This is a genomic window from Terrabacter sp. 2YAF2, assembly GCF_052114705.1.
Classification (GTDB): domain Bacteria; phylum Actinomycetota; class Actinomycetes; order Actinomycetales; family Dermatophilaceae; genus Terrabacter.
Map to the genome: position 1 here is coordinate 21,580 of NZ_JBFRFG010000027.1, position 21,129 is coordinate 42,708.

Sequence of the window (21,129 nt, forward strand, 5' to 3'; positions counted from 1 at the left end):
AGCCCTCGACGGCGGCGCGCCACTTCCCTCAGCCGTGTGGTTTCAGCTGGATCTTGATGTGGCCGTCCCTCTTCTCCTGGAAGGCCTTGTACGCCTCGGGTGCCTGCTCCAGGGGGAGTCGGTGAGTGGCGAAGTCGTCGACTCCCAGAGGATCGTCGTCTGACAGGAGCGGCATGATCTCGTCGACCCATCTCTTGACGTTGCACTGGCCCATGCGCAGCTGGATCTGCTTGTCGAAGAGGGTCAACATCGGTATCGGGTCCGCCGCGCCGCCATAGACGCCGCTGAGCGAGATCGTGCCACCGCGACGGACGATGTCGATCGCGGAGTAGAGCGCTCCGAGACGGTCGACCCCCGCCACCTCCTGGATGGGCGCGGCTATGAACCGGGGGAGGAGCCCGGCCGCCTTCTGCACGGCCTTGGTGGCCGGAGAGCCGTGGGCCTCCATGCCGACGGCATCGACGACCGCGTCCGGCCCCCGGCCGTCCGTCAGGTCGCGGATGACGTCGCCGAGGTCGTCCCCGTGCTCGGTGAGGTCGAGAACCTCGATTCCACGGTCGCCCACGCGCTTCAGTCGCTCCGGCACGAGGTCGACGCCGATGACGCGGTACCCCTTGAACGCCCCGATACGGCAGGCGAAGTCACCGACGGGGCCCAGGCCAAGGACCACCAGCGTGCCTCCGTCTGGCACGTCCGCATACTCCACGGCCTGCCAGGCCGTCGGGAGGATGTCGGACAGGTAGGCGAACCGGTCGTCCGGCGGGCCCTCGGGCAGCTTGATGTGGGTGAACTGCGCCTGCGGCACCCGCAGGTACTCCGCCTGGGCGCCGGGTACCTGACCGTAGAGCTTCGTGTATCCGAACAGCGCAGCGCCCGTGCCCTGCTCGCGGACCTGAGTGGTCTCGCACTGCGTGTACAGCCCGGCCGAGCACATCCAGCAGTGCCCGCACGAGATCTGGAAGGGGATGGCAACCCGGTCGCCCACTCTCAGGTCGCCGGTATCGCCGCCCACGGCCTCGACGATCCCCATGGGCTCGTGACCGATGATGTCGCCCGGGGTCATGAAGGCCGCCAACGGCTCGTAGAGGTGAAGGTCCGAACCGCAGATGTTGGTCGTCGTCATGCGCACGATCGCATCGGTCGGTTCTTCGATGCGGGGGTCCGGCACGTCCTCGACGCGCACGTCCTGCTTTCCCTGCCAGGTCACTGCTCTCATGTGATTGCTCCGTAGGTCTAGCGGTTGATGGTTCTCTCGTGCCCACAACTGGGCCGCCATAACCGACGAGCCGGCACCCATCCTGGCGCGGCGCGTGTCGAAAGCGATGAGAGCTGATCCGGGACGGCGTTCCGTCTCGGGGGTAAGGGAAGCGCGACGGGTCGACGACCGGGTCGGCTCATGACGCCGCTTCACCGACGGCTCCACCCGAGGAGGAGACCGCTGTGTCGACCGAAGACCGAATCGCCCGGATCTGGGGCGACCGCACGCCCTACGCCAGAGGTGGCACGTGGCCCCAGCGGGTGGATCAGCACCTCGCCTCCGGGACCGTCGAGGCTGACATCGATGGGTGGGTGCGGACGGCGTCGACCTTGCACTCGAACGGCGACGCGTTCGACGTGGCCGTTCGGGAGGGGCGCATCGTGGGGGTCCGTGGCCGGGCCGAGGACCGGGTCAACCACGGGCGGCTGGGTCCCAAAGACCTCTTCGGCTGGCAGGCGACCCACTCTCCGGACCGGCTGACACGCCCCTTGGTGCGGCGGGACGGCGAGCTCGTCGCGTGTTCGTGGGACGAGGCCATGGATGCCGTCGTGCAGCGCAGCCAGCAGCTCCTCGAGGAGCAGGGCCCGAGCGCCATCGGTTTCTACACGACCGGACAGCTCTTCCTCGAGGAGTACTACACCCTGGCCCTCGTGGCACACGGCGGGATCCGCACCAACCACGTCGACGGCAACACCCGGCTCTGCACGGCCACGGCCGCTGAGGCACTCAAGGAGTCCTTCGGCAGCGACGGCCAACCCGGCTCCTACACCGACGTCGACCACGCCGACGTCATCGCCCTCTTCGGCCACAACGTCGCCGAGACGCAGACCGTCCTGTGGATGAGGATGCTCGACCGTCTCGACGGCGACGACCCGCCCGCGATCATCTGCGTCGACCCGCGTCGGACGCCGGTCGCCGAGCGGGCCACGGTGCACCTGGCCCCTCGACCGGGCACCAACGTCGCCCTGATGAACGGGCTGCTGCACGAGATCATCGCCAACGGACACGTCGACCAGGCATGGGTGCAGTCGCACACCGTGGGTTACGACGACCTGGAGGAGCTCGTCGCCCGTTACACCCCCGAGCTGGTGGGCACGATCTGCGACGTGCCCGCGGACGACCTCCGGCTCGCAGCCCGGCTCCTGGGGGAGGCAGAGGCGCTCCTGTCGACCGTGCTCCAGGGCTTCTACCAGTCCCACCAGGCGACGGCTGCTGCCGTCCAGGTCAACAACCTGCACCTCCTGCGCGGCATGATCGGACGGCCCGGCTGCGGCATCCTGCAGATGAACGGGCAGCCGACGGCGGAGAACACCCGTGAGTGCGGGGCCGACGGGGACATGGCCGGGTTTCGCAACTGGAGCAACCAGGCGCACGTCGACGATCTGGCGAAGGTCAGGAACCTCGACCCGAAGAAGATCCCGCACGCGACACCACCGACCCACGCGATGCAGATCATGCGATACGTCGAGGACGGGTCGATCCGCCTGCTCTGGGTCTCGGGTACCAATCCCGCGGTGTCGATGCCGGAGCTGGCGCGGATGCGCTCGATCCTGTCGCAGGACCGCCTCTTCCTCGTCGTGCAGGACATCTTCCTCACCGAGACCGCGCAGCTGGCCGACGTCGTGCTCCCCGCCGCGGCGTCGAACGAGAAGACTGGCACCCTGACCAACGTCGACCGCACCGTGCACCTGTCGGAGAAGGCCGTCGAGCCGCCGGGGGAGTCGCTGCCGGACCTCGACATCTTCGTGGAATTCTCCCGTCGAATGGGACTGCAGGACAAGGACGGTGAGCCGCTCGTCAAGTGGACGACGCCGGAGGAGGCCTTTGACGCCTGGCGCGAGTGCAGCCGCGGACGACCGTGTGACTACAGCGCCCTGAGCTACGAGAAGCTGCGCGGACCGAGTGGCGTCCAGTGGCCGTGCACCGACGCGGCACCGGAAGGGACCGAGCGCCTCTACGAAGGCGGGGTCTTCTGGGCGGCCCCGGACGAGTGCGAGACTTACGGCCGCGACCTCGAGACCGGCGCACCGCTGGAGGAGGGGGAGTACCGCGCCCTCAACCCCTTCGGGCGAGCCGTCATCAAGGCGGCCGACTACCGGCCGGCCCACGAGCTGCCGGACGAGGACCACCCGCTGCAGCTCATCACCGGCCGAACGGTCTACCACTTCCACACCCGCACCCGCACGGCGCGGGCCCCCGAGCTGCAAGCCGCCGCGCCCGAGGTCTGGGTCGAGGTGTCGGCCCACGACGCGCGTACCCACAGCCTCAAGGAGGGCGACGTCGCGGAGGTCCGCACCCGCAGGGGAGAGGTGCACGCGCGGGTCCGGGTGAGTGGGATCCGTCCGGGAGTCGTCTTCCTTCCGTTCCACTACGGCTACTGGGACACCGACACCGGTTGGCGCCCCGCAGAGCACGGACGGGCGGCGAACGAGCTGACTCCCACCGTGTGGGACCCCGCTTCGAAACAACCCATTTTCAAGACTGCCGCGTGTGCGATCCGCAAGGTCGCGGACGGTGACGGGACACCCGCTCCTGCACCGGACACGACCGCATCCGCACGCGTGTCCGTCGATCTCACGGAAGGGGCGTCACGGTGAGGATCGGGACCGTCCTGAAGGACCTGCACCACGACGAGAACGAGCTGCGCCGGGCGCTCCTGCGCGTCGCGGACGAGCACCGTGCGGACCACGAGGTCTACTACGTAGGCCGTGACCTTGCCGACTGGAGCGCCCGACACGTGCGCGAGATCGCTGCCATCGCAAGCGAGTTCGACCAGGACCTCGATCCGTCACCCGACGGCGCGCCCTCGGTCGTCGACCAGGCACGTCGATGGATGTCGGAGCGCAGCGCCCGATCATCGGAGATGGAGCTCGTCATGGTGCGCGACCTGCGGGAGATCTACCTGCGCGCCTCGAGCGTGCTCACCGACTGGGAGATGATCGGCCAGGCGGCCCAGGCCATCGTGCACGACGACCTGCTCGCACTTGCGACGAAGTGCCAGGCAGAGACGAAACGTCAAGCCACCTGGGCGAACTCGAAAATCAAGGAGTCGTCGACTCAGGCGTTGGTCGTATGAACAGCAATGCGCGACCGGGACGTGGCGAAGCATGGTCGAGCACGCAGCCCGAGCTGCGGGTCGTGGTGCGTCCCCTCGGAAACCCGTTGCCGCTGGGCTTCCTCGCCCTCATGGTGGCGACGGTCGCCACCGCCATGCTCCAGCTGCACGTGCTCGAACCCTCGCAGGGGCGAGTCGTCGCCACCGGCATCCTCGTGCTGACAGTGCCGCTCCAGCTCGTCGCCTGCGTCCTCGGCTTCCTCGCGCGCGATCCGGTGGCCGGGACCGGCATGGGCATCCTGGCCGGCACCTGGGCCGGGATGGGCTTCGCGCTCCTGCTGTCACCACCCGGTGCGACGTCGTCGGCGCTCGGCGTGCTGCTGCTGTGCTCGGCGGTGGCCATGTGCGTGCCCACGGCGGCGTCGACCGGCAAGCTCGCGGCCCTGGCGGTGATGGGGCTCAGCGCGATGCGGTTCGCAGTGACGGGGATCGGCGAGCTCACCGGTTCCCAGACCTGGCTCTCCACTGCCGGCTGGGTAGGTCTGCTGCTCGGTCTCGTGGCGGCGTATGCCGCTCTCTCCTTCGAGCTCGAGGACGTGCGGCACGCGCCCGTGCTGCCCACCGGTCGCCGCGCCCAGGGAGCCGACACCATGACCGCTTCGGCCGCCGCGGGCCTGGCTTCGGTCCCGCACGAGGGTGGAGTCCGCAAGCAGCTCTGACGGACGTGATCGACGGGGCGGGTCAGCCTCCTCCGGCGCCGCTTCTTCTGGGGCAGCCGAGCTCAGGGCGGCGTCGACGGCCCTGGCAAGGTCTCGGTTGTCGTGCCGACCTTCTCGCCGATGGCGAGGTGACCGCCCAGGTAGGCCGACACCCCGGACACCGAGAGGCCGCCGAGCGCCAGTGCCTTGCCCAGACCCTGCCGACGTGGTCGCGCCGCCCACGAGGCGGCATACAACGCGAGCGATGCCACGTTGAGGGCAGCGTGGACGGCCGCCACGCGGCGCGGGCGGGCACCGAGGCCGTCGTACTCGGCCAGCCCGGTGAGTGYCGCCGCTGGCGCGGAGGCGAGCCCAGCCGCGACGAGTCGCCGAGCGGCGACCGCTGCGCCGGGGCCGCCGACGACGTCGAGCAGCGAGGCGGAGGCCCAGAAGCCGATCGGGAGATCGGTCAGGAACGGGTGCGCGGCATGGCCGATCGCCTCGCCGGTGACGACTCGCCTCCACGCCCCGGTGCCCCGGGCCTGCCGGGCCAGCGGCGAGAGCGCAGCAGCAGGGCCGTCGAGGGAGCTGCGCCCCTCGACGAGTCGCTCGAGCAGGCGGGCGGCAGCGGGGGAGCGGGTCGCGGAGCTGTCGGTGACGTCCATGCCCGCCCTCTACCCGCTCACCGAGCCGATGAACCCCTCGACGCACCCGGCATACGACAGGTGTACTGGGCCGGACGAACGGTCAGGTCGCCGCACGGAGGAAGGGACTCGCCTCCGAAGGGCGAGTCGGGTCGGTGAGGTCGAGTCGCTCGCCGGGCCCGACCGGACGCACGGTGCCCAGGCCGGCATCGCCCGCAGCTCGCAGGAAGTCCTGCAGTGGCGAACGGAAGACGCCGTAGTCCGAGTGGTGCACCGGGACCGCTTGGCCCGGGGTGACGCGCCGCAGGAAGTCCACGCCCTGCTCGGCGTCCATGGTCACGGTGTGCATGAGGACACGCGTGCCACCCAGGTGGACGACTGCCGTGTCGATCTCGGGGAAGCGCGACCGGATGTCGTCGAGGTGGTCTCCCGTGAGGGTGTCGCCGCTGACGTAGAGGCGGTGCCGGAGCAGCCCGGCGACGCGGTGCTCGACGACCGATCCCATGACAGGCGGCAGGGCTGCGCGAAGCAGCCCGCGCGCATGGATTCCGGGGACCGAGGTGATGGTGAGGCGTTCGTCATCGTGGGCCAGCTCGACCTGGTCCCACGGGGACAGCCCCTGCGTCCTGAAGCCCCAGCGGCTCAGCCGGCGGGCTGCCTGCGGGGTCGTCACGACGGGGAGCCCCCGAGACAGTCCCTTGCGGGCGACCCGGTCGAAGTGGTCGCCGTGCAGGTGGGAGAGCAGCACTGCGTCCACCGGCGGGACCGCGTCGACCGTGAGGGCCGGGTCGGTGAGGCGGCGGGACCACAGACCCTTGCCGAGGTAGGCCCGCTGCCCCCGGTGCAGGAAGTTGGGGTCGGTGAGGAGCGTGAACGAGCCGAGCTCGATCAGCGTCGTGGCCGTCCCGATGAAGGTGAGCGCAGCGCGGTGGGTCGACGCGTCGTCCATCGGATCTCCTTCGGGATGTGGGCGCGGGCCGCTCTGAGGGGCCGCATGCCATCTCTCTACCCAGCCGCAGGTTCACGTACCGACGAACGCCGAGCCGAGATCTCGACCCAGACCCCGTTACGTGTCCCGTGAATCGTGCTGTCAGGCAAGGAGTCCGGTAGTCATCTGCAAGAACTCCCGTGGAACCGCAAGCAATCCGCAAGGTATGCGAAATGTTCGCCGAGGCGCCCCTTTTTTGCCGTTTTGAGTGTCAATGTTTCGCCAGCAGCACACCAAGAAACGGTAAAGCCACTCGAGGGGAAAGGTCATGGACGACTCCATGCGCACTCACAAGACGAGCTCCAAGAACGCCAAGAACTCGAAGAAGAAGAGGTCCGCCGCCCTCCTCGCCGCTGGAGTCATCGGACTCGCGACGGCCGGCGGCGCCTACGCCTACTGGACGAGCAACGGTGGCGGCACCGGAACGGCCACGACTGCGACTGGTACGTCGACCGCTCTCGTCGTCTCGGGCAACGCCACCAGCCCGATGTTCCCCGGCGACTCCGCGCAGACGGTCACCGCGACGGTCAAGAACAGCGGCAGCGAGAGCTACAAGCTCCAGGGCCTCAAGGCCTACGTCACGACGGGCGCGACCGACTGTGACAGCACCGACTACAAGCTCAACGGTGCGCCGGCTCCATCCACCGAGGCCACCGCGGTCTCCATCACCGTGACTCCGATCGACCTTGCGCCGAACGCGACGACGACGGGCACCTTCACCATGCAGTTCAACAACAAGACCACGAACCAGGACGCCTGCAAGGGCGCCGCGGTGACGATCCACTACGTCGCCAGCTGAGACCCGGGCGGGGTGGGAGCCGACTGGACCCCGGCGCCCACCCCGTTCGGCTTGACCGGGGGCCATGAGGGCAGCACTCGACACCGTTCGGACCGCGGAGGAACACGTGAAGACGCCGATCACCGCCAGGCATGCTGCCCTGGGGCTGTTCGTCGTCTTCGTCGCGGTCCTGGTGGTGCTGCTCGGGATGACGCGCATCGCGCCCGGCACGACGGTCGAGGCGCCGGTCCTGACGTCGGTTCCTGCCGACCCGACCTCGGCGACGACGAACACGGCCGCGTGGGTCGACGACCAGCCGGGCGTCCGGTTCCGGTGCTCCGTGGACGACGGCTCGTGGTTCGACTGCGCGTCGCCGCTGACCTGGGAGCTCGACCCCGCCAGGACGGACCGCCACCGGCTGTCCGTCCTGGCGGTCGACGGTTCCAGCCGTGAGTCGGCCACCACGGCGTACTCCTTCTCCTACCGGGACGCGCCGCTGGCATACGGCCTGCGGTTCGCGGTGGCAGGGGACATCAGCGAGCTCGCGCCCGGGCTCTGGCGCGAGGTGCCGGTCCAGGTCAGCAACCCGAACGGGATCCCGATCCGCCTGACCGGTCTCACGCTGTCGGTGGCCCCGGACAGCACTCCGCCAGGTTGCGCGACAGCGACCAACGTCGAGGTCCGGCAGCCCCGGTTCGTCGCCGGCCTCGTCGTGCCGGTCCCTTCTCGGGCCACGGTCACGCTCCCCACCGAGGGCGTCTCCGCCGCTGCGATCCGCCTCCGAGACCTGCCGGACGTCAACCAGGACGTCTGCAAGAACAAGGCCTTCACCCTCACGTGGTCCGCGGTGGCCGAGCAGTGATGCACCGCCGCACCACCCCGAAGCCGCGCGCACGCCGTGCCGCCCCGAACCGCGGCGTGCGCGCTCTCGGCATCCTCGTGGTCCTCGCGATGCTCATGGGTGTGTCCGGCACCGCATGGGCCTTCTGGACGACGGGAGGTCGTGGCACCGGGACCGCCTCGACGAGCACGCTGGTCGCGCCGTCCGGTGTCTCTGCGACGTCTTCTGCCGGCAGCTCGAGCGCTGTCGTCTCGTGGACGGCCCCCGCGAGCGGCGTCGTCCCTGCCGGGTACTGGGTCGAGCGGACCGACACCGCCACGGGGTCGAAGGCAGCAGCCTGCGCGAGCTCCGCCTCTGCGCTGCTGACCGCGACGTCCTGCTCCGACGGCTCGGTGCCTGACGGCACCTACAGCTACACCGTGTATGCGGTCCGCTCGGGGTGGACGGCAGTCAGCGCGCCGAGCGCCACCGTGACCGTCTTGCGCATCATCGCGACCAGCATCTCGCTCACGTCATCGCCCAACCCGTCCGTCGTGGACCAGTCCGTCACTCTCACGGCGACGGTCACCGCCGCGTCCGGCACCCCGACCGGAACCGTGGTCTTCCGCGACGGCGGCACGGCGATCACGTGCTCCAGCGGCAGCCAGACGCTCAGCTCTGGCACGGCGACGTGCCTCTTCGCCTGGGCCTCCACCGGGACGCGCACCCTCACGGCCACGTATGCCGGGTCGGCGCCGTACGCCGCGGCGTCCTCTGCCGCGGTGTCGCAGTCCGTGGTCAAGCGGTCGCAGACGATCTCGTTCACCTCGATCGCCCCCGCCTCGGCCACGGTCGGGGGCGCGGCCTACACCGTCACAGCCACCGCGACCTCCGGCCTGGCCGTCACCTTCTCGAGCACCACGACGGGCGTCTGCACCGTCTCAGGGCCCACCGTCTCCGTCTCCTTCGTCGCCGCCGGCACGTGCACCATCGCCGCCGACCAGGCCGGCGACGCCACGTATGCCGCAGCCGTCCGGGTGACGCAGTCGTTCACCGTGTCCAAGTCCGCGCAGTCGATCACGTTCACCTCGTCCGCTCCGGCGTCCGCGATGCTCGGGGACGCGCCCTACGCCGTGGCCGCGTCGGCGAGCTCGGGACTGGTCGTGACCTTCACGAGCGCCACCCCATCGGTGTGCACCGTCAGCGGGACCAGCGTCAGCTACGTCGCCGCCGGCACGTGCTCCGTCAACGCCGACCAGGCCGGCAACGCGACCTGGGCCGCAGCCCCACAGGCCACCCAGTCCTTCCTTGTGACCCCGACCCCGACGGCGCCGACCGGACTGGCCGTCGACGCCAGCGGGAACAGCGGAACCGCGACGTGGACCAGCGTCCCCGGCTACACCTACGAGTGCCAGATCACGAACGGCAGCAGCCCGCCCGGCACGTCTAGCTGGGCGCCATGCGCCGCGCCGTTCATGATCCCCCCTGGCAACGGCAAGCAGACCGTCTACGTCCGCGCGCTCCGTGGGGCGGTGGTGAGCACGCCCGCCTCTCAGTCCTTCAAGTAGTCAAGGACCCAACACCCGGGGTGCCGGGCCCCGCGGCGTTGGTCCGTGTCCGCATCGTGGCCGAGCGGGCGCATCGAGCCCTCCGGCAGCCGGTTAGGCTTGCCGCCGTGGAGATCGAGAAGGTGGGGGAGCCCCAGCACGTCGTGTCGGAGCGCCTGCTGACGATCCCCAACGTCCTGTCGATCCTGCGACTGCTCGGCGTGCCGGTCTTCCTCTGGGCGATCCTGTCCGGCCGCGACGGGCTCGCGCTGCTCCTGCTGCTCCTCTCCGGCGTCACGGACTACCTGGACGGCAAGATCGCTCGGCAGTTCAACATGGAGAGCCGGCTCGGCGGGTTCCTCGACCCGATCGCCGACCGCCTCTACATCCTGGCGACGCTCTTCGGACTCATGTGGCGCGACATCATCCCCGTCTGGCTCGTCGTCGTGCTCCTCGCCCGCGAGCTCGTCATGGCGATGATGCTGCTCTACCTGCGCAGCCGCGGCCAGGTCGGACTGCCCGTCCACTTCGTCGGCAAGGCCGCGACCTTCAACCTGCTCTACGCCTTTCCCCTGCTGCTGCTCGCGCACCGGGACGACTGGATCGGTGACCTCGCCCGACCCGTCGGGTGGGGTTTCGCGTGGTGGGGCGTCGTGCTCTACTGGCTGGCCGCCGTGCTGTATGCCGTCCACGCACGGATCGTGCTGACCCAGGGTGCCCGGACGGTGACACCGTGACAGCACCCCGGCGACCCGACGAGTCGATGACGTTGCTGACCACGATGATGGAGCGGCCGCTCGACCCGGGCTACCAGGAGGCCGCGTCCCGCCGCGCCGCCGCGGGCCTGCCGCGGGCGACGTCGACCCGGACCGTGCTCGTCATCGTGCTGGCGATCCTCATCGGGTTCCTCTTCGCCGTCGCAGCGCAGTCCCTGCGCCCCAAGCCCACGGCGGCTGCCGCCCTGAAGAAGGAGCTCGTCACCCGCATCGAGGCGCTGCAGAAGCACGGGAGTGACCAGGAGGCCAAGGTTGCCGTCCTCGCCAAGCAGGTCCGTGACTTCGAGGCCCTGTCCCTGCAGCAGTCCGGCGGCCCGGACCTCACCTCCTCGATCAAGAACCTCGAGGTGCAGGCCGGCGCGGTGCCGCTGAGGGGCCCGGGCCTGACCCTGACTCTCGACGACGCGGCCTCGACCGAGACCGACGCCAACGCCGGCACACGTCCCAGCGGCGGCTTCCAGCAGGGGCGGGTCACCTCCGGCGACCTGCAGATCATCGTCAACGGGCTCTGGGGAGCCGGCGCCGAGGCGATCTCCATCAACGGCCACCGGCTCAGCTCGACCGCGGCCATCCGTTTCGCCGGCCAGGCGATCATCGTCGACTTCAGGCCCCTGACACGGCCTTATGTCATCACGGCCCTGGGCGACTCCCAGGGCATGCAGCAGCTCTTCGAGCCGTCATTTGCCGGGCTCTACCTCTCGCAGTTGACGGACCAGTACAAGATCCGGTCGGTCATGGCCGGCCACGACTCGCTGACCGTGCCGGGAGACTCCGCCGCACGTCTCGAGGTCGCGCAACCGGTCGGCCCGCCCGTAGGCTCGCCCCCCACGAGCACGTCGACCCCGGGATCGCCCTCGGGCACCCCCAACCGAAGCGCCACCCCGGGCACCGGGAACCCGGCGACACCGAGCAGTCAGGAGAAGCCCTCGTGATCCCAGTTCTCGGCCTGTTGGCCGGACTCGCGGTGGGGCTCTTCCTCAATCCCTCGGTGCCGGTGTGGATCCAGCCCTACCTGCCCATCGCCGTCATCGCGGCCCTGGACGCCGTGTTCGGCGCCATCCGAGCGATCCTCGACGGCATCTTCAACGACAAGGTCTTCGTCGTCTCGTTCCTGTCCAACGTCGTCGTCGCGGCCTTCATCGTCTTCCTGGGCGACCAGCTGGGAGTCGGCTCGCAGCTCTCGACCGGAGTCGTCGTCGTCCTCGGCGTCCGGATCTTCTCCAACGTCGCCTCCATCCGGCGGCACCTGTTCAAGGCCTGAGCATGGCAAAGCGCAAGAAGGGTCGCCCGGGACCGCCCCCCGCCATCGAGGAGGACGCCCCTGACCTGGCCGTCGATGCCGACGCCCAGGGGAGCGACGAGACCTCCACAGCCGTGCCGGTCTTCGGCACCAGTGTCGACGACGGCGCCGAGGTCGACTTCACGTCGTCCGAGGCGCGCGGGACCGGGACGAGCCGGGTCCCGGTCGAGGGCCGGGCTGCGTGGAAGCGCCTCCTGAGGATGAGCTGGCCACGCGCGACCCGGGCCAACGCACTGGGCGCCTTGCTCGCGTTGCTCCTCGGAGCCGGCATCGCGGCCCAGGTCCAGCTGACGAACCAGCGCGGCCTAGACGAGCTCAGCCAGACCGACCTCGTCCGCGTGCTGGACGACATCTCGCTGCGTTCGTCACGCCTCGACCAGCAGGTCCGCGAGCTGGAGTCCACCCGCGACCGTCTCAAGAACGGCACCGGCACCGCGGCCGAGGCGCTCGAGCAGGCGCAGAAGCGCGTCGACACCCTCGGCATCCTCGCCGGGACCATCGCTGCGAAGGGTCCCGGGATCACGATGCGCATCACCGACCCGACCAATGCCGTGACGGGACCCATCGTCCTCGACATCATCCAGGAGCTGCGCGACGCGGGTGCGGAGTCCATCGACGTCGGGGGCGTCCGCGTGGTCGCCTCCTCGTTCGTGGGGGACCGCAACGGACAGATCCAGATCGACGGCGTGACGGTGCCGCGCCCCCTCGTCATCAAGGTGATCGGCGACTCGAAGACCCTGTCGTCAGCCATGACGATTCCCGGCGGCATCGTCGAGTCCGTGCGGCAGAAGGGCGCCGAGGCGGCGGTCACGGAGTCCAGCCTCATCGAGATCAACTCGCTGCACCAACCCACCAAGATGACCCACGCCAAGCCGGTCGAGTGACGCAGGGAGCCGTGCGTCGCGCACCGGGACACGCAGTGGGACCCACTTCCTGCGCGCTGGGCGCTGGCATGGCATCCTCTCAGGTGCCGCCGCATCGTCTGCGGCGTCCACGCACAGCAGCACGCGCGGCCACGACCTCCCGCCCTGGGCCGCGCATCGACGAAGGAGTGACATGAGCGAGCTGGACTACCCCTCTGACCTGCGCTACACCAGCGACCACGAGTGGGTCCGCGTCGGCGACGACGGGGTGGTTCGCATCGGCATCACCTCGTTCGCGCAGGACGCCCTCGGTGACGTCGTCTACGTCTCCCTTCCGGCCGTGGGCGACACGGTCACCCCCGGCGACTCGTGCGGGGAGGTCGAGTCGACGAAGTCGGTCAGCGACGTCTACGCCCCCCTCGAGGGCGAGGTGACCGCCACCAACGCCGCGCTCGACGCGTCGCCCGAGCTCATCAACTCGGACCCCTACGGCGAGGGCTGGATGTTCGAGCTGCGACTGGCCGACGCCTCGGCCGTCGACGGACTCATGGACGCGTCGACCTACACCGCGTCCCTGCCCTGATCCCTGCCTGGTTCCAGACTGATCTCTGCCTGACCCGTGCCGCCCGCCGGGCAGCCGCGCGCCCGTGACGCACGGCACGCTGTGACCTGCCCGGGTCAACTAGAGTGGCTGCACCCCGAATCCGCCCGCACCACAGAGGAGGACCGCATGTCGAGCGACCTGCCCGACCCCGACGACATGAACGTCGAACCCCGCACCATGCGGTTCCAGGGCGTGCCGTCGCAGGACAGCGACCACGTCGACACCGTCACGCCGCGTGGCCTCACGGCCGAGGACCATGCCACCATCGAGGCCCTGCGTCCCGGCACGGCGCTGCTCGTCGTGCTCCGAGGACCCAACACGGGTGCCCGCTTCCTGCTCGACGACCAGCAGGTGGCAGCAGGCCGTCATCCCGACTCGGACATCTTCCTCGACGACGTGACCGTCTCGCGCAAGCACGCGCTGTTCGTCGCCCAGGGCGGTGGTTACGTCGTGCGCGACGCCGGCTCGCTCAACGGCACCTACGTCAACCGGGAACGCATCGACGAGGCACCCCTGCACCTCGGTGACGAGGTCCAGATCGGCAAGTTCCGCCTCGTGTACTACTCGTCCGGAGCTGCCCAGCACGCAGGCGCATGACCGCTGGCACGGTCGCGGGCGACGGCACCGCACCCGCTCCACGACGCCTCACGATCGGCAAGGTGCTGGCAGCACTGTCCGAGGACTTCCCCGACGTCACCGCGTCGAAGATCCGCTTCCTCGAGGCGGAGGGCCTGGTGCTGCCGCACCGCACCGCGTCCGGCTACCGGACCTACACGGAGGACGACGTCCGCCGGCTGCACTACGTCCTCACCGCGCAGCGCGACCGCTACTGGCCGCTCAAGGTGATCCGTGACGCCCTCGACGCCCTCGACCGGGGTCTGGCCGAGCCGGTCGACAACGCCGGCGGCCGACCCCAGCCGCCCGCGCCGAGCGACGACCCGGAGGTGCCGCAGCCGCACGAGCTCCTGCCGCGACGTGACATCTCCCTGACCGGTCCCGAGCTGCGCGAGGCCACCGGCATCGACCGCGAGACGATGCACGCCCTGGAGACCTACGGGCTGCTCCAGCCCGACGGCCGCGGCCACTTCGGGCACGAGGCGCTGGCCATCGCGGCCGCTGCGCGCACGCTCGCCGCCCACGGTCTCGAGGCGCGCCACCTCCGGCCCTTCCGCACCGCAGCCGACCGCGAGATCGGACTCGTGGACCAGGTCCTCGCGACCCGGCGGGGGAGCGGCACCCGAGAGGACCGCGCGGCCGAGATCGCCTCTGCCTGCATCGCCCTGCACGTCGCGCTCGTCCGCGCGGGACTCGCTCGCTGAGGGCCGTCCCCGTCGTCGACAGGCCGGGGTACGGTGGAGGAGTGAGAGAGGTCGATGTCCTGGGCGTCCGCGTCGAGATGCCCACGAACCAACCGATCGTGCTGCTCCGGGAGCGGGACGGCGGACGCTACCTGCCGATCTGGATCGGGGCCGCCGAGGCTGCCGCGATCACCTACGCCCAGCAGGGTGTCGTGCCTCCGAGACCGCTGACGCACGACCTGATGCGAGACGTCCTGGCGGTGCTCGGCCACGAGCTGACCGAGGTGCGCATCGTTGCTCTCAAGGACTCCGTCTTCCACGCCGCGCTCATCATCGACGGCAAGGCCGAGGTGAGCTCCCGCGCCAGTGACGCCATCGCGCTCGCCCTGCGCACGGGCGCCAAGGTTCTCGTCGAGCCCGCCATCCTCGACGAGGCCGCGATCGTCGTGTCGTCCGAGGAGGACGACGAGGTCGAGCGCTTCAAGGAGTTCCTCGACCACGTGTCGGCCGAGGACTTCGAAGGGCCGGCTCCAGAGTCGCAGGAGCCGGGCGACCGTCCGGATCTGCCCGATCACCCCGACTGACGCCACCAGAGTTTAACCTTCACGTAGACGTCGAAGGATGCGCTGCGTCCCGACACGCCGCGCCATGCGGACCCCGGGTGATTGACCGGACCGGGTTCGCGGCCTACCTTCAGTAGAACGACGTGACTGTAGTTATCTGGTTGTCGTCTGCGCGACCGCACCACCGCGGCCCGCAGCATGAGCAGGAGGAGGACGGCATGGCCGCCATCGAGGACGCGCGCGACTCCGCGCGGGCCGTGCCCGTCGGGTCCCAGGGCCTGCTGTTCACCGACGACCTGCCCGAGCTCAACGAGGACAGCGGCTACCGCGGCCCGACGGCCTGCAGGGCCGCCGGCATCACCTACCGCCAGCTCGACTACTGGGCCCGCACCGGACTCGTGGAGCCGTCGGTGCGCAGCGCCACGGGATCGGGCACCCAGCGACTCTACGGTTTCCGCGACATCCTCGTCCTCAAGGTCGTCAAGCGCCTGCTCGACACCGGGGTCTCCCTCCAGCAGATCCGCGTCGCCATCAGCCACCTCCGCGAGCGCGGTGTCGAGGACCTGGCCCAGATCACCCTCATGAGCGACGGCGCCTCCGTCTACGAGTGCACCTCCGCCGACGAGGTCATCGACCTCGTCCAGGGTGGACAGGGTGTCTTCGGCATCGCCGTCGGACGCGTGTGGCGCGAGGTCGAGGGCGAGCTGGCCCTGCTGCCCAGCGAGCGCGTCGACGACGAGGCCGCGCTCGACCACCCGGACGACGAGCTCACCGCTCGCCGCCAGGCCCGCCGGCTGGCCTGAGCGCCGCGGCAACGCCCCCTGCGACACGGCCGGAGACGGCCGGAGACGGCTGCCCGCGGCCCGACCGGACACCCCGGCCGGGCCGTTCGCATGACCGAACGGCCCGCGCCTGCTGGTAGATTCGGGAGTGCCGATCGACCCTGCGTGGGAGAGTCCTCGGGGTGCGCTGCACCTGCGAGGCGCCGAAGGGGCAACATCCCCGGAACCTCTCAGGCGCCAGGACCACGCGGGCGAGGCAACTCTGGAGGCACGTCACCGTGCTCGACAGACGGGGAGCGTGTGTCGTCCGCTCGAACCCGTCAGGAGCCCGCATGTCGATCGACCACCTCGTGCCCGTCACCACCGGAACGTCCACCGAGACGGTGATGGCCGACTTCGTCAGCCGCCACGTCGGCCCGGGCGGTGACGACGTGCGCCACATGCTCGAGGTGGTGGGGCAGCCCAGCCTCGATGCCATGTGCGACCGCGCCATCCCGGGCGCCATCCGGTCGGAGTCGCCGCTCCGGATCGACGCGGCCGCCAGCGAGAGCGCCGTCATCGAGGAGCTGCGCGGGTTCGCCTCGCGCAACTCGGTTCTCACCTCGCTCATCGGCCTGGGCTACTACGGCACCGTGACGCCGCCGGTCGTGCGCCGCAACGTCCTGGAGAACCCCGCCTGGTACACCGCCTACACGCCCTACCAGCCCGAGATCTCCCAGGGACGCCTCGAGGCCCTGCTCAACTTCCAGACGGTCATCACCGACCTCACCGGGCTCGACGTCGCAGGCTCGTCCCTCCTCGACGAGTCGACCGCCGCGGCAGAGGCGATGTCGCTGATGCGCCGGGCCAGCAAGGCACCTGCCGACGCCGTCGTGCTCGTCGACGAGCGGCTCTTCCCGCAGACCATCGCCGTGATGCGCACGCGCGCCGACGCGCTCGGACTGCCCTTGCGCGTCACCGACCTGCGCGGCGTCACCGACGCCGACTCCCTGGCCGCCGCCGCCGACGGCAAGCCTGTGGTCGGCGCACTGGTGCAGTACCCCGACGCCACCGGCGAGATCGTCGACTGGACGGCTCTGACGGCGGCCGTCCACGAGGCCAAGGGCCTCGTCACCGCCTGCGCCGACCTGCTCGCGCTCACCCTGGCCAGCGCCCCGGGTGAGTGGGGCGCCGACATCGCCGTCGGCAGCGCGCAGCGCTTCGGCGTCCCGATGGGCTTCGGCGGTCCGCACGCCGGCTACATGGCCGTGCACCGGGGGCTCGAGCGACAGATCCCCGGCCGCCTCGTCGGCGTCTCCGTCGACGCCGAGGGGCACCAGGCCTACCGCCTGGCCCTGCAGACGCGCGAGCAGCACATCCGCCGCGAGAAGGCGACCTCCAACATCTGCACCGCGCAGGTGCTGCTCGCCGTCATGGCGAGCATGTATGCCGTGTGGCACGGTCCCGCCGGGCTCGTGGCCATCGCGAAGCGCGTAGGCACCCTCACCGCCGCCCTGCGCGGCGCCCTCATCGACGGTGGCCTCGACGTCGAGACGACGGCGTTCTTCGACACGCTCACGGTCGTCGTGCCGGGTCGTGCGGACGAGGTCACGGCCGCCTTCGCAGACCGGGGCATCAACGTCTGGCGCGTCGACGCCGACCGCGTCTCGCTCAGCCTCGACGAGACGTCCACGTCCGCAACGGTGCACGCGGTCCTCGATGCCTTCGGCGTGAACCCGACTGACGACGTGACGTCCGGCATGAGCGGGACGGGAGCACACGGCATACCCGAGGGTCTGGCCCGCTCGTCCGAGTTCCTCACCCACCCGGTCTTCCACGCGCACCACTCCGAGACGGCGATGCTGCGCTACCTGCGCCGGCTCTCCGACCGCGACTTCGCGCTCGACCGCGGCATGATCCCGCTCGGCTCGTGCACGATGAAGCTCAACGCCACCACCGAGATGGAGGCGGTCACCTGGCCGGAGTTCGCCAACCTCCACCCGTTCGCGCCGGCGCAGCAGACCGAGGGTATCCGCGCCCTCATCGACGACCTGTCGTCGTGGCTGTGCGAGATCACCGGCTACGACGCCGTCTCCCTCCAGCCCAACGCCGGCTCGCAGGGTGAGTTCGCGGGCCTGCTCGCGATCCACGCCTACCACCAGGCGCGCGGCGAGGGCCACCGTCGGGTCTGCCTCATCCCCGCGAGCGCCCACGGCACCAACGCCGCCTCCGCGGTCATGGCGGGGCTCAAGGTCGTCGTCGTCAAGACCGCCGCCGACGGCACCATCGACATGGACGACCTCCGCGCCAAGATCGAGGCCCACCGCGACGACCTCGCCGCGATCATGGTGACCTACCCGTCCACGCACGGCGTCTACGAGGACACCATCACCGAGCTGTGCGAGCTCGTCCACGAGGCGGGCGGACAGGTCTACGTCGACGGCGCCAACCTCAACGCCCTCGTCGGGCTCGCCCAGCCCGGGAAGTTCGGCGCGGACGTCAGCCACCTCAACCTCCACAAGACCTTCTGCATCCCGCACGGCGGCGGCGGTCCCGGTGTCGGCCCGGTCGCGGTGCGCGCCCACCTCGCGCCGCACCTGCCCAACCACCCGCTCGCCGCGGAGGCCGGGCCCGAGACCGGCGTCGGCCCCGTGTCCGCCGCGCCCTACGGGTCGGCGAGCATCCTGCCGATCTCGTGGGCCTACGTCCGGCTCATGGGCGGCGAGGGCCTGCGCCACGCCACCCAGATGGCCGTGCTCGGTGCCAACTACATCGCGGCCCGGCTGCGCGAGCACTACCCCGTGCTCTACTCCGGCCACGATGACCTCGTCGCGCACGAGTGCATCCTCGACGTCCGGCAGATCACAGCCGAGACCGGTGTCACGGTCGACGACATCGCCAAGCGCCTCGTCGACTACGGCTTCCACGCACCGACGATGAGCTTCCCCGTCGCGGGAACCCTCATGGTCGAGCCGACCGAGTCCGAGAACCTCTACGAGCTCGACCGCTTCTGCGACGCGATGATCGCGATCCGCGGCGAGATCGAGGCGATCCGCGCCGGCGAGGTCGCCGTGGCCGACAGCATGCTGCGACACGCCCCGCACACGGCGCTCAACATCGCGGGGGAGTGGAACCACCCCTACGACCGCACCGAGGCCGCCTTCCCGGTCGGGGTGCACGCCGCCGACAAGTACTGGCCGCCGGTCAGCCGCATCGACGGTGCCTACGGCGACCGTAACCTCGTCTGCTCCTGCCCGCCGCCGGAGGCCTTCGAGGGCTGAGCCCCCGACGCCGCAGCGGTCACCACCTGCCGGGACCCGAGCCCAGGTGGTGGCCGCTGCGTGCGTGCCACTCGCGTCGAGACCGCGAGTGTGGTTGTCTCCTCACGTGGGAGCCGACGTCGAGCAGGCCAGGTACACGCGCGAGCAGCGGCAGGAGTACCGCGAGAAGGTGCGCCGTGACCTCGACGTGTTCGAGCGCATGCTCGGCAAGAGCGAGTTCGAGTTCGACCGACCGATGACCGGTCTCGAGATCGAGCTCAACCTCGTCAACGAGGACCTCGGGCCCAAGCTCGACAACAAGACGGTGCTCGAGCAGATCGCCGACGAGGACTACCAGACCGAGCTGGCGCGCTACAACATCGAGCTCAACGTCCACCCTCGCCCGCTCCCGGGCGACTCGGCCATCGAGCTCGAGCAGCTGCTGCGCGAGTCCCTCAACCGGGCCTCCGCCAAGGCCGCCGAGGCCCATGCCGGCATCGTGGCCATCGGCATCCTGCCGACGGTCATGCCGGAGCACTTCGAGGGCGACTGGATCAGCGAGAACATCCGTTATGCCGCCCTCAACAACGCGGTGCTCGATGCGCGCGGTGAGGATGTCTGGCTCGAGCTGGAGGGCCCGACGGGGGAGCGCATCGCGCGTTACTCCGACAGCCTGGCCCCCGAGTCGGCGTGCACCTCGATCCAGCTGCACCTGCAGGTCCAGCCCGAGCGCTTCGCCGACCACTGGAACGCCGCGCAGGTCCTTGCCGGCCCGCAGCTCGCGCTCGGGGCCAACTCGCCGTTCTTCCTCGGGCAGCGGCTGTGGGCCGAGACCCGGATCCCGCTCTTCACCCAGGCGACCGACACCCGGTCGGTCGAGCTGAAGAACCAGGGCGTGCGCCCTCGGGTGTGGTTCGGCGAGCGGTGGATCACCTCGATCTTCGACCTCTTCGAGGAGAACGTCCGCTACTTCCCGGCGCTGCTGCCCGAGCTCTACGACGAGGAGCCCGAGGAGGTCTTCGAGCGCGGCGAGGTGCCCGAGCTCAAGGAGCTGCGCCTGCACAACGGCACGGTCTACCGCTGGAACCGCCCGATCTACGACATCGTCGGCGGCCGGCCGCATCTGCGCGTCGAGAACCGCGTCCTGCCGGCCGGCCCGAGCATCGCCGACGTCATGGCCAACGCCGCCTTCTACTACGGCACCATGCGCATCCTCGCCGAGGAGGACCGCCCGGTCTGGACCCGGATGAGCTTCTCGGCCGCGGAGGCCAACTTCGAGGAGGGCGCCCGCCTCGGGATCGACGCCAGCACCTACTGGCCCGGCTTCGGTGACGTGCCGGCCACCGAGCTCGTGCTGCGACGACTGCTGCCCATGGCGCACGAGGGTCTCGAGCGCTGGGGCGTCTCGGCGGCCGTTCGCGACCGCTTCCTGACGATCATCGAGCAGCGGTGCCTCCTCGGCGTCAACGGGGCTTCGTGGCAGACCGAGTGCGTCGCCCGGCTCGAGGCCCGGGGCCTGCCCCGCGACCGGGCGCTGCGCGAGATGCTCCGCCACTACATCGAGGGGATGATGGCCAACGAGCCGGTGCACACCTGGGAGCTGCCTCGCGTCTGACGGCAGGACCCCGTCGTCTGCCCGACCCCGAGTTCCCGTATGCCGGTTGCCCCGACCCCGTCGAGTGCCCAGTTCCCGACGCGCACCGGCGTAGGAAGTTGAGCACTCGACGCTCGAGTGCGCACTTCGCAGCGGACACCGGCGGGGGCGGTCTCAAGTCGTCTGCGCAACGGTGAGTAGTTCGTTGAGCCTAACGGCGGGGGTGTGGAAGCCGAGGGTGGCTCGGGGTCGGGTGTTGAGCAGGTGTTCGACGTGGGCGACGCGTTCGTCGGTGACAGTGGTGAAGTCGATGCCTTTGGGG

The 21,129-nt window shown here is 70.2% G+C and carries 20 protein-coding genes and 1 riboswitch; of the genes, 17 read left to right on the plus strand and 3 right to left on the minus strand.

Annotated features, from left to right (window positions below; all coding sequences use genetic code 11):
- Positions 1–28: 28 nt before the first annotated feature.
- Positions 29–1,216 carry a zinc-dependent alcohol dehydrogenase gene (locus AB4030_RS20550; protein ID WP_442281055.1) on the minus strand — a complete coding sequence of 396 codons (1,188 nt, stop codon included), beginning with the start codon at positions 1,214–1,216 and terminating at the stop codon, positions 29–31.
- Positions 1,217–1,440: 224 nt separating this feature from the next.
- On the opposite strand from AB4030_RS20550, the gene AB4030_RS20555 reads away from it, so the two are divergent.
- The 3 genes from AB4030_RS20555 to AB4030_RS20565 are packed head-to-tail and all read left to right on the plus strand — an operon-like array spanning position 1,441 to position 5,032.
- On the plus strand, positions 1,441–3,855 hold the full coding sequence (locus AB4030_RS20555) for a molybdopterin oxidoreductase family protein (protein ID WP_442281056.1): 2,415 nt from the start codon (positions 1,441–1,443) through the stop codon (positions 3,853–3,855).
- The gene (locus AB4030_RS20560) at positions 3,852–4,334 is read left to right on the plus strand and encodes a hypothetical protein (protein ID WP_442281057.1); all 483 of its coding nucleotides are present in this window, start codon (positions 3,852–3,854) and stop codon (positions 4,332–4,334) included. The genes AB4030_RS20555 and AB4030_RS20560 overlap by 4 nt, the downstream gene beginning before the upstream one ends.
- Positions 4,331–5,032 carry a GPR1/FUN34/YaaH family transporter gene (locus AB4030_RS20565; RefSeq protein ID WP_442281058.1) on the plus strand — a complete coding sequence of 234 codons (702 nt, stop codon included), beginning with the start codon at positions 4,331–4,333 and terminating at the stop codon, positions 5,030–5,032. Before AB4030_RS20560 ends, AB4030_RS20565 begins: the two co-directional genes overlap by 4 nt.
- Before the next feature lie 62 nt (positions 5,033–5,094).
- Here the strand turns inward: AB4030_RS20565 and AB4030_RS20570 are convergent, their stop codons facing one another.
- A complete protein-coding gene (locus AB4030_RS20570) occupies positions 5,095–5,676 on the minus strand; it encodes a DUF2231 domain-containing protein (RefSeq protein WP_442281059.1) in 582 nt (193 codons plus the stop codon).
- A gap of 82 nt (positions 5,677–5,758) precedes the next feature.
- The gene (locus tag AB4030_RS20575) at positions 5,759–6,604 is read right to left on the minus strand and encodes an MBL fold metallo-hydrolase (RefSeq protein ID WP_442281060.1); all 846 of its coding nucleotides are present in this window, start codon (positions 6,602–6,604) and stop codon (positions 5,759–5,761) included.
- A gap of 319 nt (positions 6,605–6,923) precedes the next feature.
- Here AB4030_RS20575 and AB4030_RS20580 point away from each other — a divergent pair, with 319 nt between their 5' ends.
- From AB4030_RS20580 to AB4030_RS20645, 14 genes are all read left to right on the plus strand, one after another.
- Complete coding sequence (locus AB4030_RS20580) at positions 6,924–7,442, plus strand: hypothetical protein (RefSeq protein ID WP_442281061.1); 519 nt, start codon at positions 6,924–6,926, stop codon at positions 7,440–7,442.
- A 106-nt stretch (positions 7,443–7,548) separates the two neighbouring features.
- Complete coding sequence (locus AB4030_RS20585) at positions 7,549–8,283, plus strand: hypothetical protein (protein ID WP_442281062.1); 735 nt, start codon at positions 7,549–7,551, stop codon at positions 8,281–8,283.
- Positions 8,283–9,809, plus strand: a complete 1,527-nt coding sequence (locus AB4030_RS20590; RefSeq protein WP_442281063.1) for an Ig-like domain repeat protein — start codon at positions 8,283–8,285, stop codon at positions 9,807–9,809. The genes AB4030_RS20585 and AB4030_RS20590 overlap by 1 nt, the downstream gene beginning before the upstream one ends.
- 107 nt (positions 9,810–9,916) lie before the next feature.
- Positions 9,917–10,525, plus strand: coding sequence for a CDP-alcohol phosphatidyltransferase family protein (locus tag AB4030_RS20595; protein ID WP_442281064.1), 609 nt, complete (start codon positions 9,917–9,919; stop codon positions 10,523–10,525).
- Positions 10,522–11,496: a DUF881 domain-containing protein gene (locus tag AB4030_RS20600; protein ID WP_442281065.1), complete on the plus strand. Its 975-nt coding sequence runs from the start codon at positions 10,522–10,524 to the stop codon at positions 11,494–11,496. Before AB4030_RS20595 ends, AB4030_RS20600 begins: the two co-directional genes overlap by 4 nt.
- On the plus strand, positions 11,493–11,825 hold the full coding sequence (locus AB4030_RS20605; protein ID WP_442281066.1) for a small basic family protein: 333 nt from the start codon (positions 11,493–11,495) through the stop codon (positions 11,823–11,825). Before AB4030_RS20600 ends, AB4030_RS20605 begins: the two co-directional genes overlap by 4 nt.
- Before the next feature lie 2 nt (positions 11,826–11,827).
- On the plus strand, positions 11,828–12,748 hold the full coding sequence (locus AB4030_RS20610; protein ID WP_442281067.1) for a DUF881 domain-containing protein: 921 nt from the start codon (positions 11,828–11,830) through the stop codon (positions 12,746–12,748).
- Positions 12,749–12,920: 172 nt separating this feature from the next.
- Positions 12,921–13,310: a glycine cleavage system protein GcvH gene (gene gcvH / locus AB4030_RS20615; protein ID WP_442281068.1), complete on the plus strand. Its 390-nt coding sequence runs from the start codon at positions 12,921–12,923 to the stop codon at positions 13,308–13,310.
- Positions 13,311–13,457: 147 nt separating this feature from the next.
- Positions 13,458–13,928, plus strand: coding sequence for an FHA domain-containing protein (locus AB4030_RS20620; protein WP_442281069.1), 471 nt, complete (start codon positions 13,458–13,460; stop codon positions 13,926–13,928).
- Positions 13,925–14,650, plus strand: a complete 726-nt coding sequence (gene ftsR, locus AB4030_RS20625) for a transcriptional regulator FtsR (protein WP_442281070.1) — start codon at positions 13,925–13,927, stop codon at positions 14,648–14,650. Before AB4030_RS20620 ends, ftsR begins: the two co-directional genes overlap by 4 nt.
- 41 nt (positions 14,651–14,691) lie before the next feature.
- Positions 14,692–15,213 carry a bifunctional nuclease family protein gene (locus AB4030_RS20630; protein ID WP_442281071.1) on the plus strand — a complete coding sequence of 174 codons (522 nt, stop codon included), beginning with the start codon at positions 14,692–14,694 and terminating at the stop codon, positions 15,211–15,213.
- A 197-nt stretch (positions 15,214–15,410) separates the two neighbouring features.
- The gene (locus AB4030_RS20635) at positions 15,411–15,995 is read left to right on the plus strand and encodes a MerR family transcriptional regulator (protein WP_442281072.1); all 585 of its coding nucleotides are present in this window, start codon (positions 15,411–15,413) and stop codon (positions 15,993–15,995) included.
- A 135-nt stretch (positions 15,996–16,130) separates the two neighbouring features.
- A riboswitch (glycine riboswitch) is annotated at positions 16,131–16,230 on the plus strand.
- Positions 16,231–16,306: 76 nt separating this feature from the next.
- On the plus strand, positions 16,307–19,234 hold the full coding sequence (gcvP, locus tag AB4030_RS20640) for an aminomethyl-transferring glycine dehydrogenase (RefSeq protein WP_442281073.1): 2,928 nt from the start codon (positions 16,307–16,309) through the stop codon (positions 19,232–19,234).
- Positions 19,235–19,340: 106 nt separating this feature from the next.
- A complete protein-coding gene (locus tag AB4030_RS20645) occupies positions 19,341–20,828 on the plus strand; it encodes a glutamate--cysteine ligase (protein WP_442281074.1) in 1,488 nt (495 codons plus the stop codon).
- The last annotated feature ends 301 nt before the right edge of the window (positions 20,829–21,129 follow it).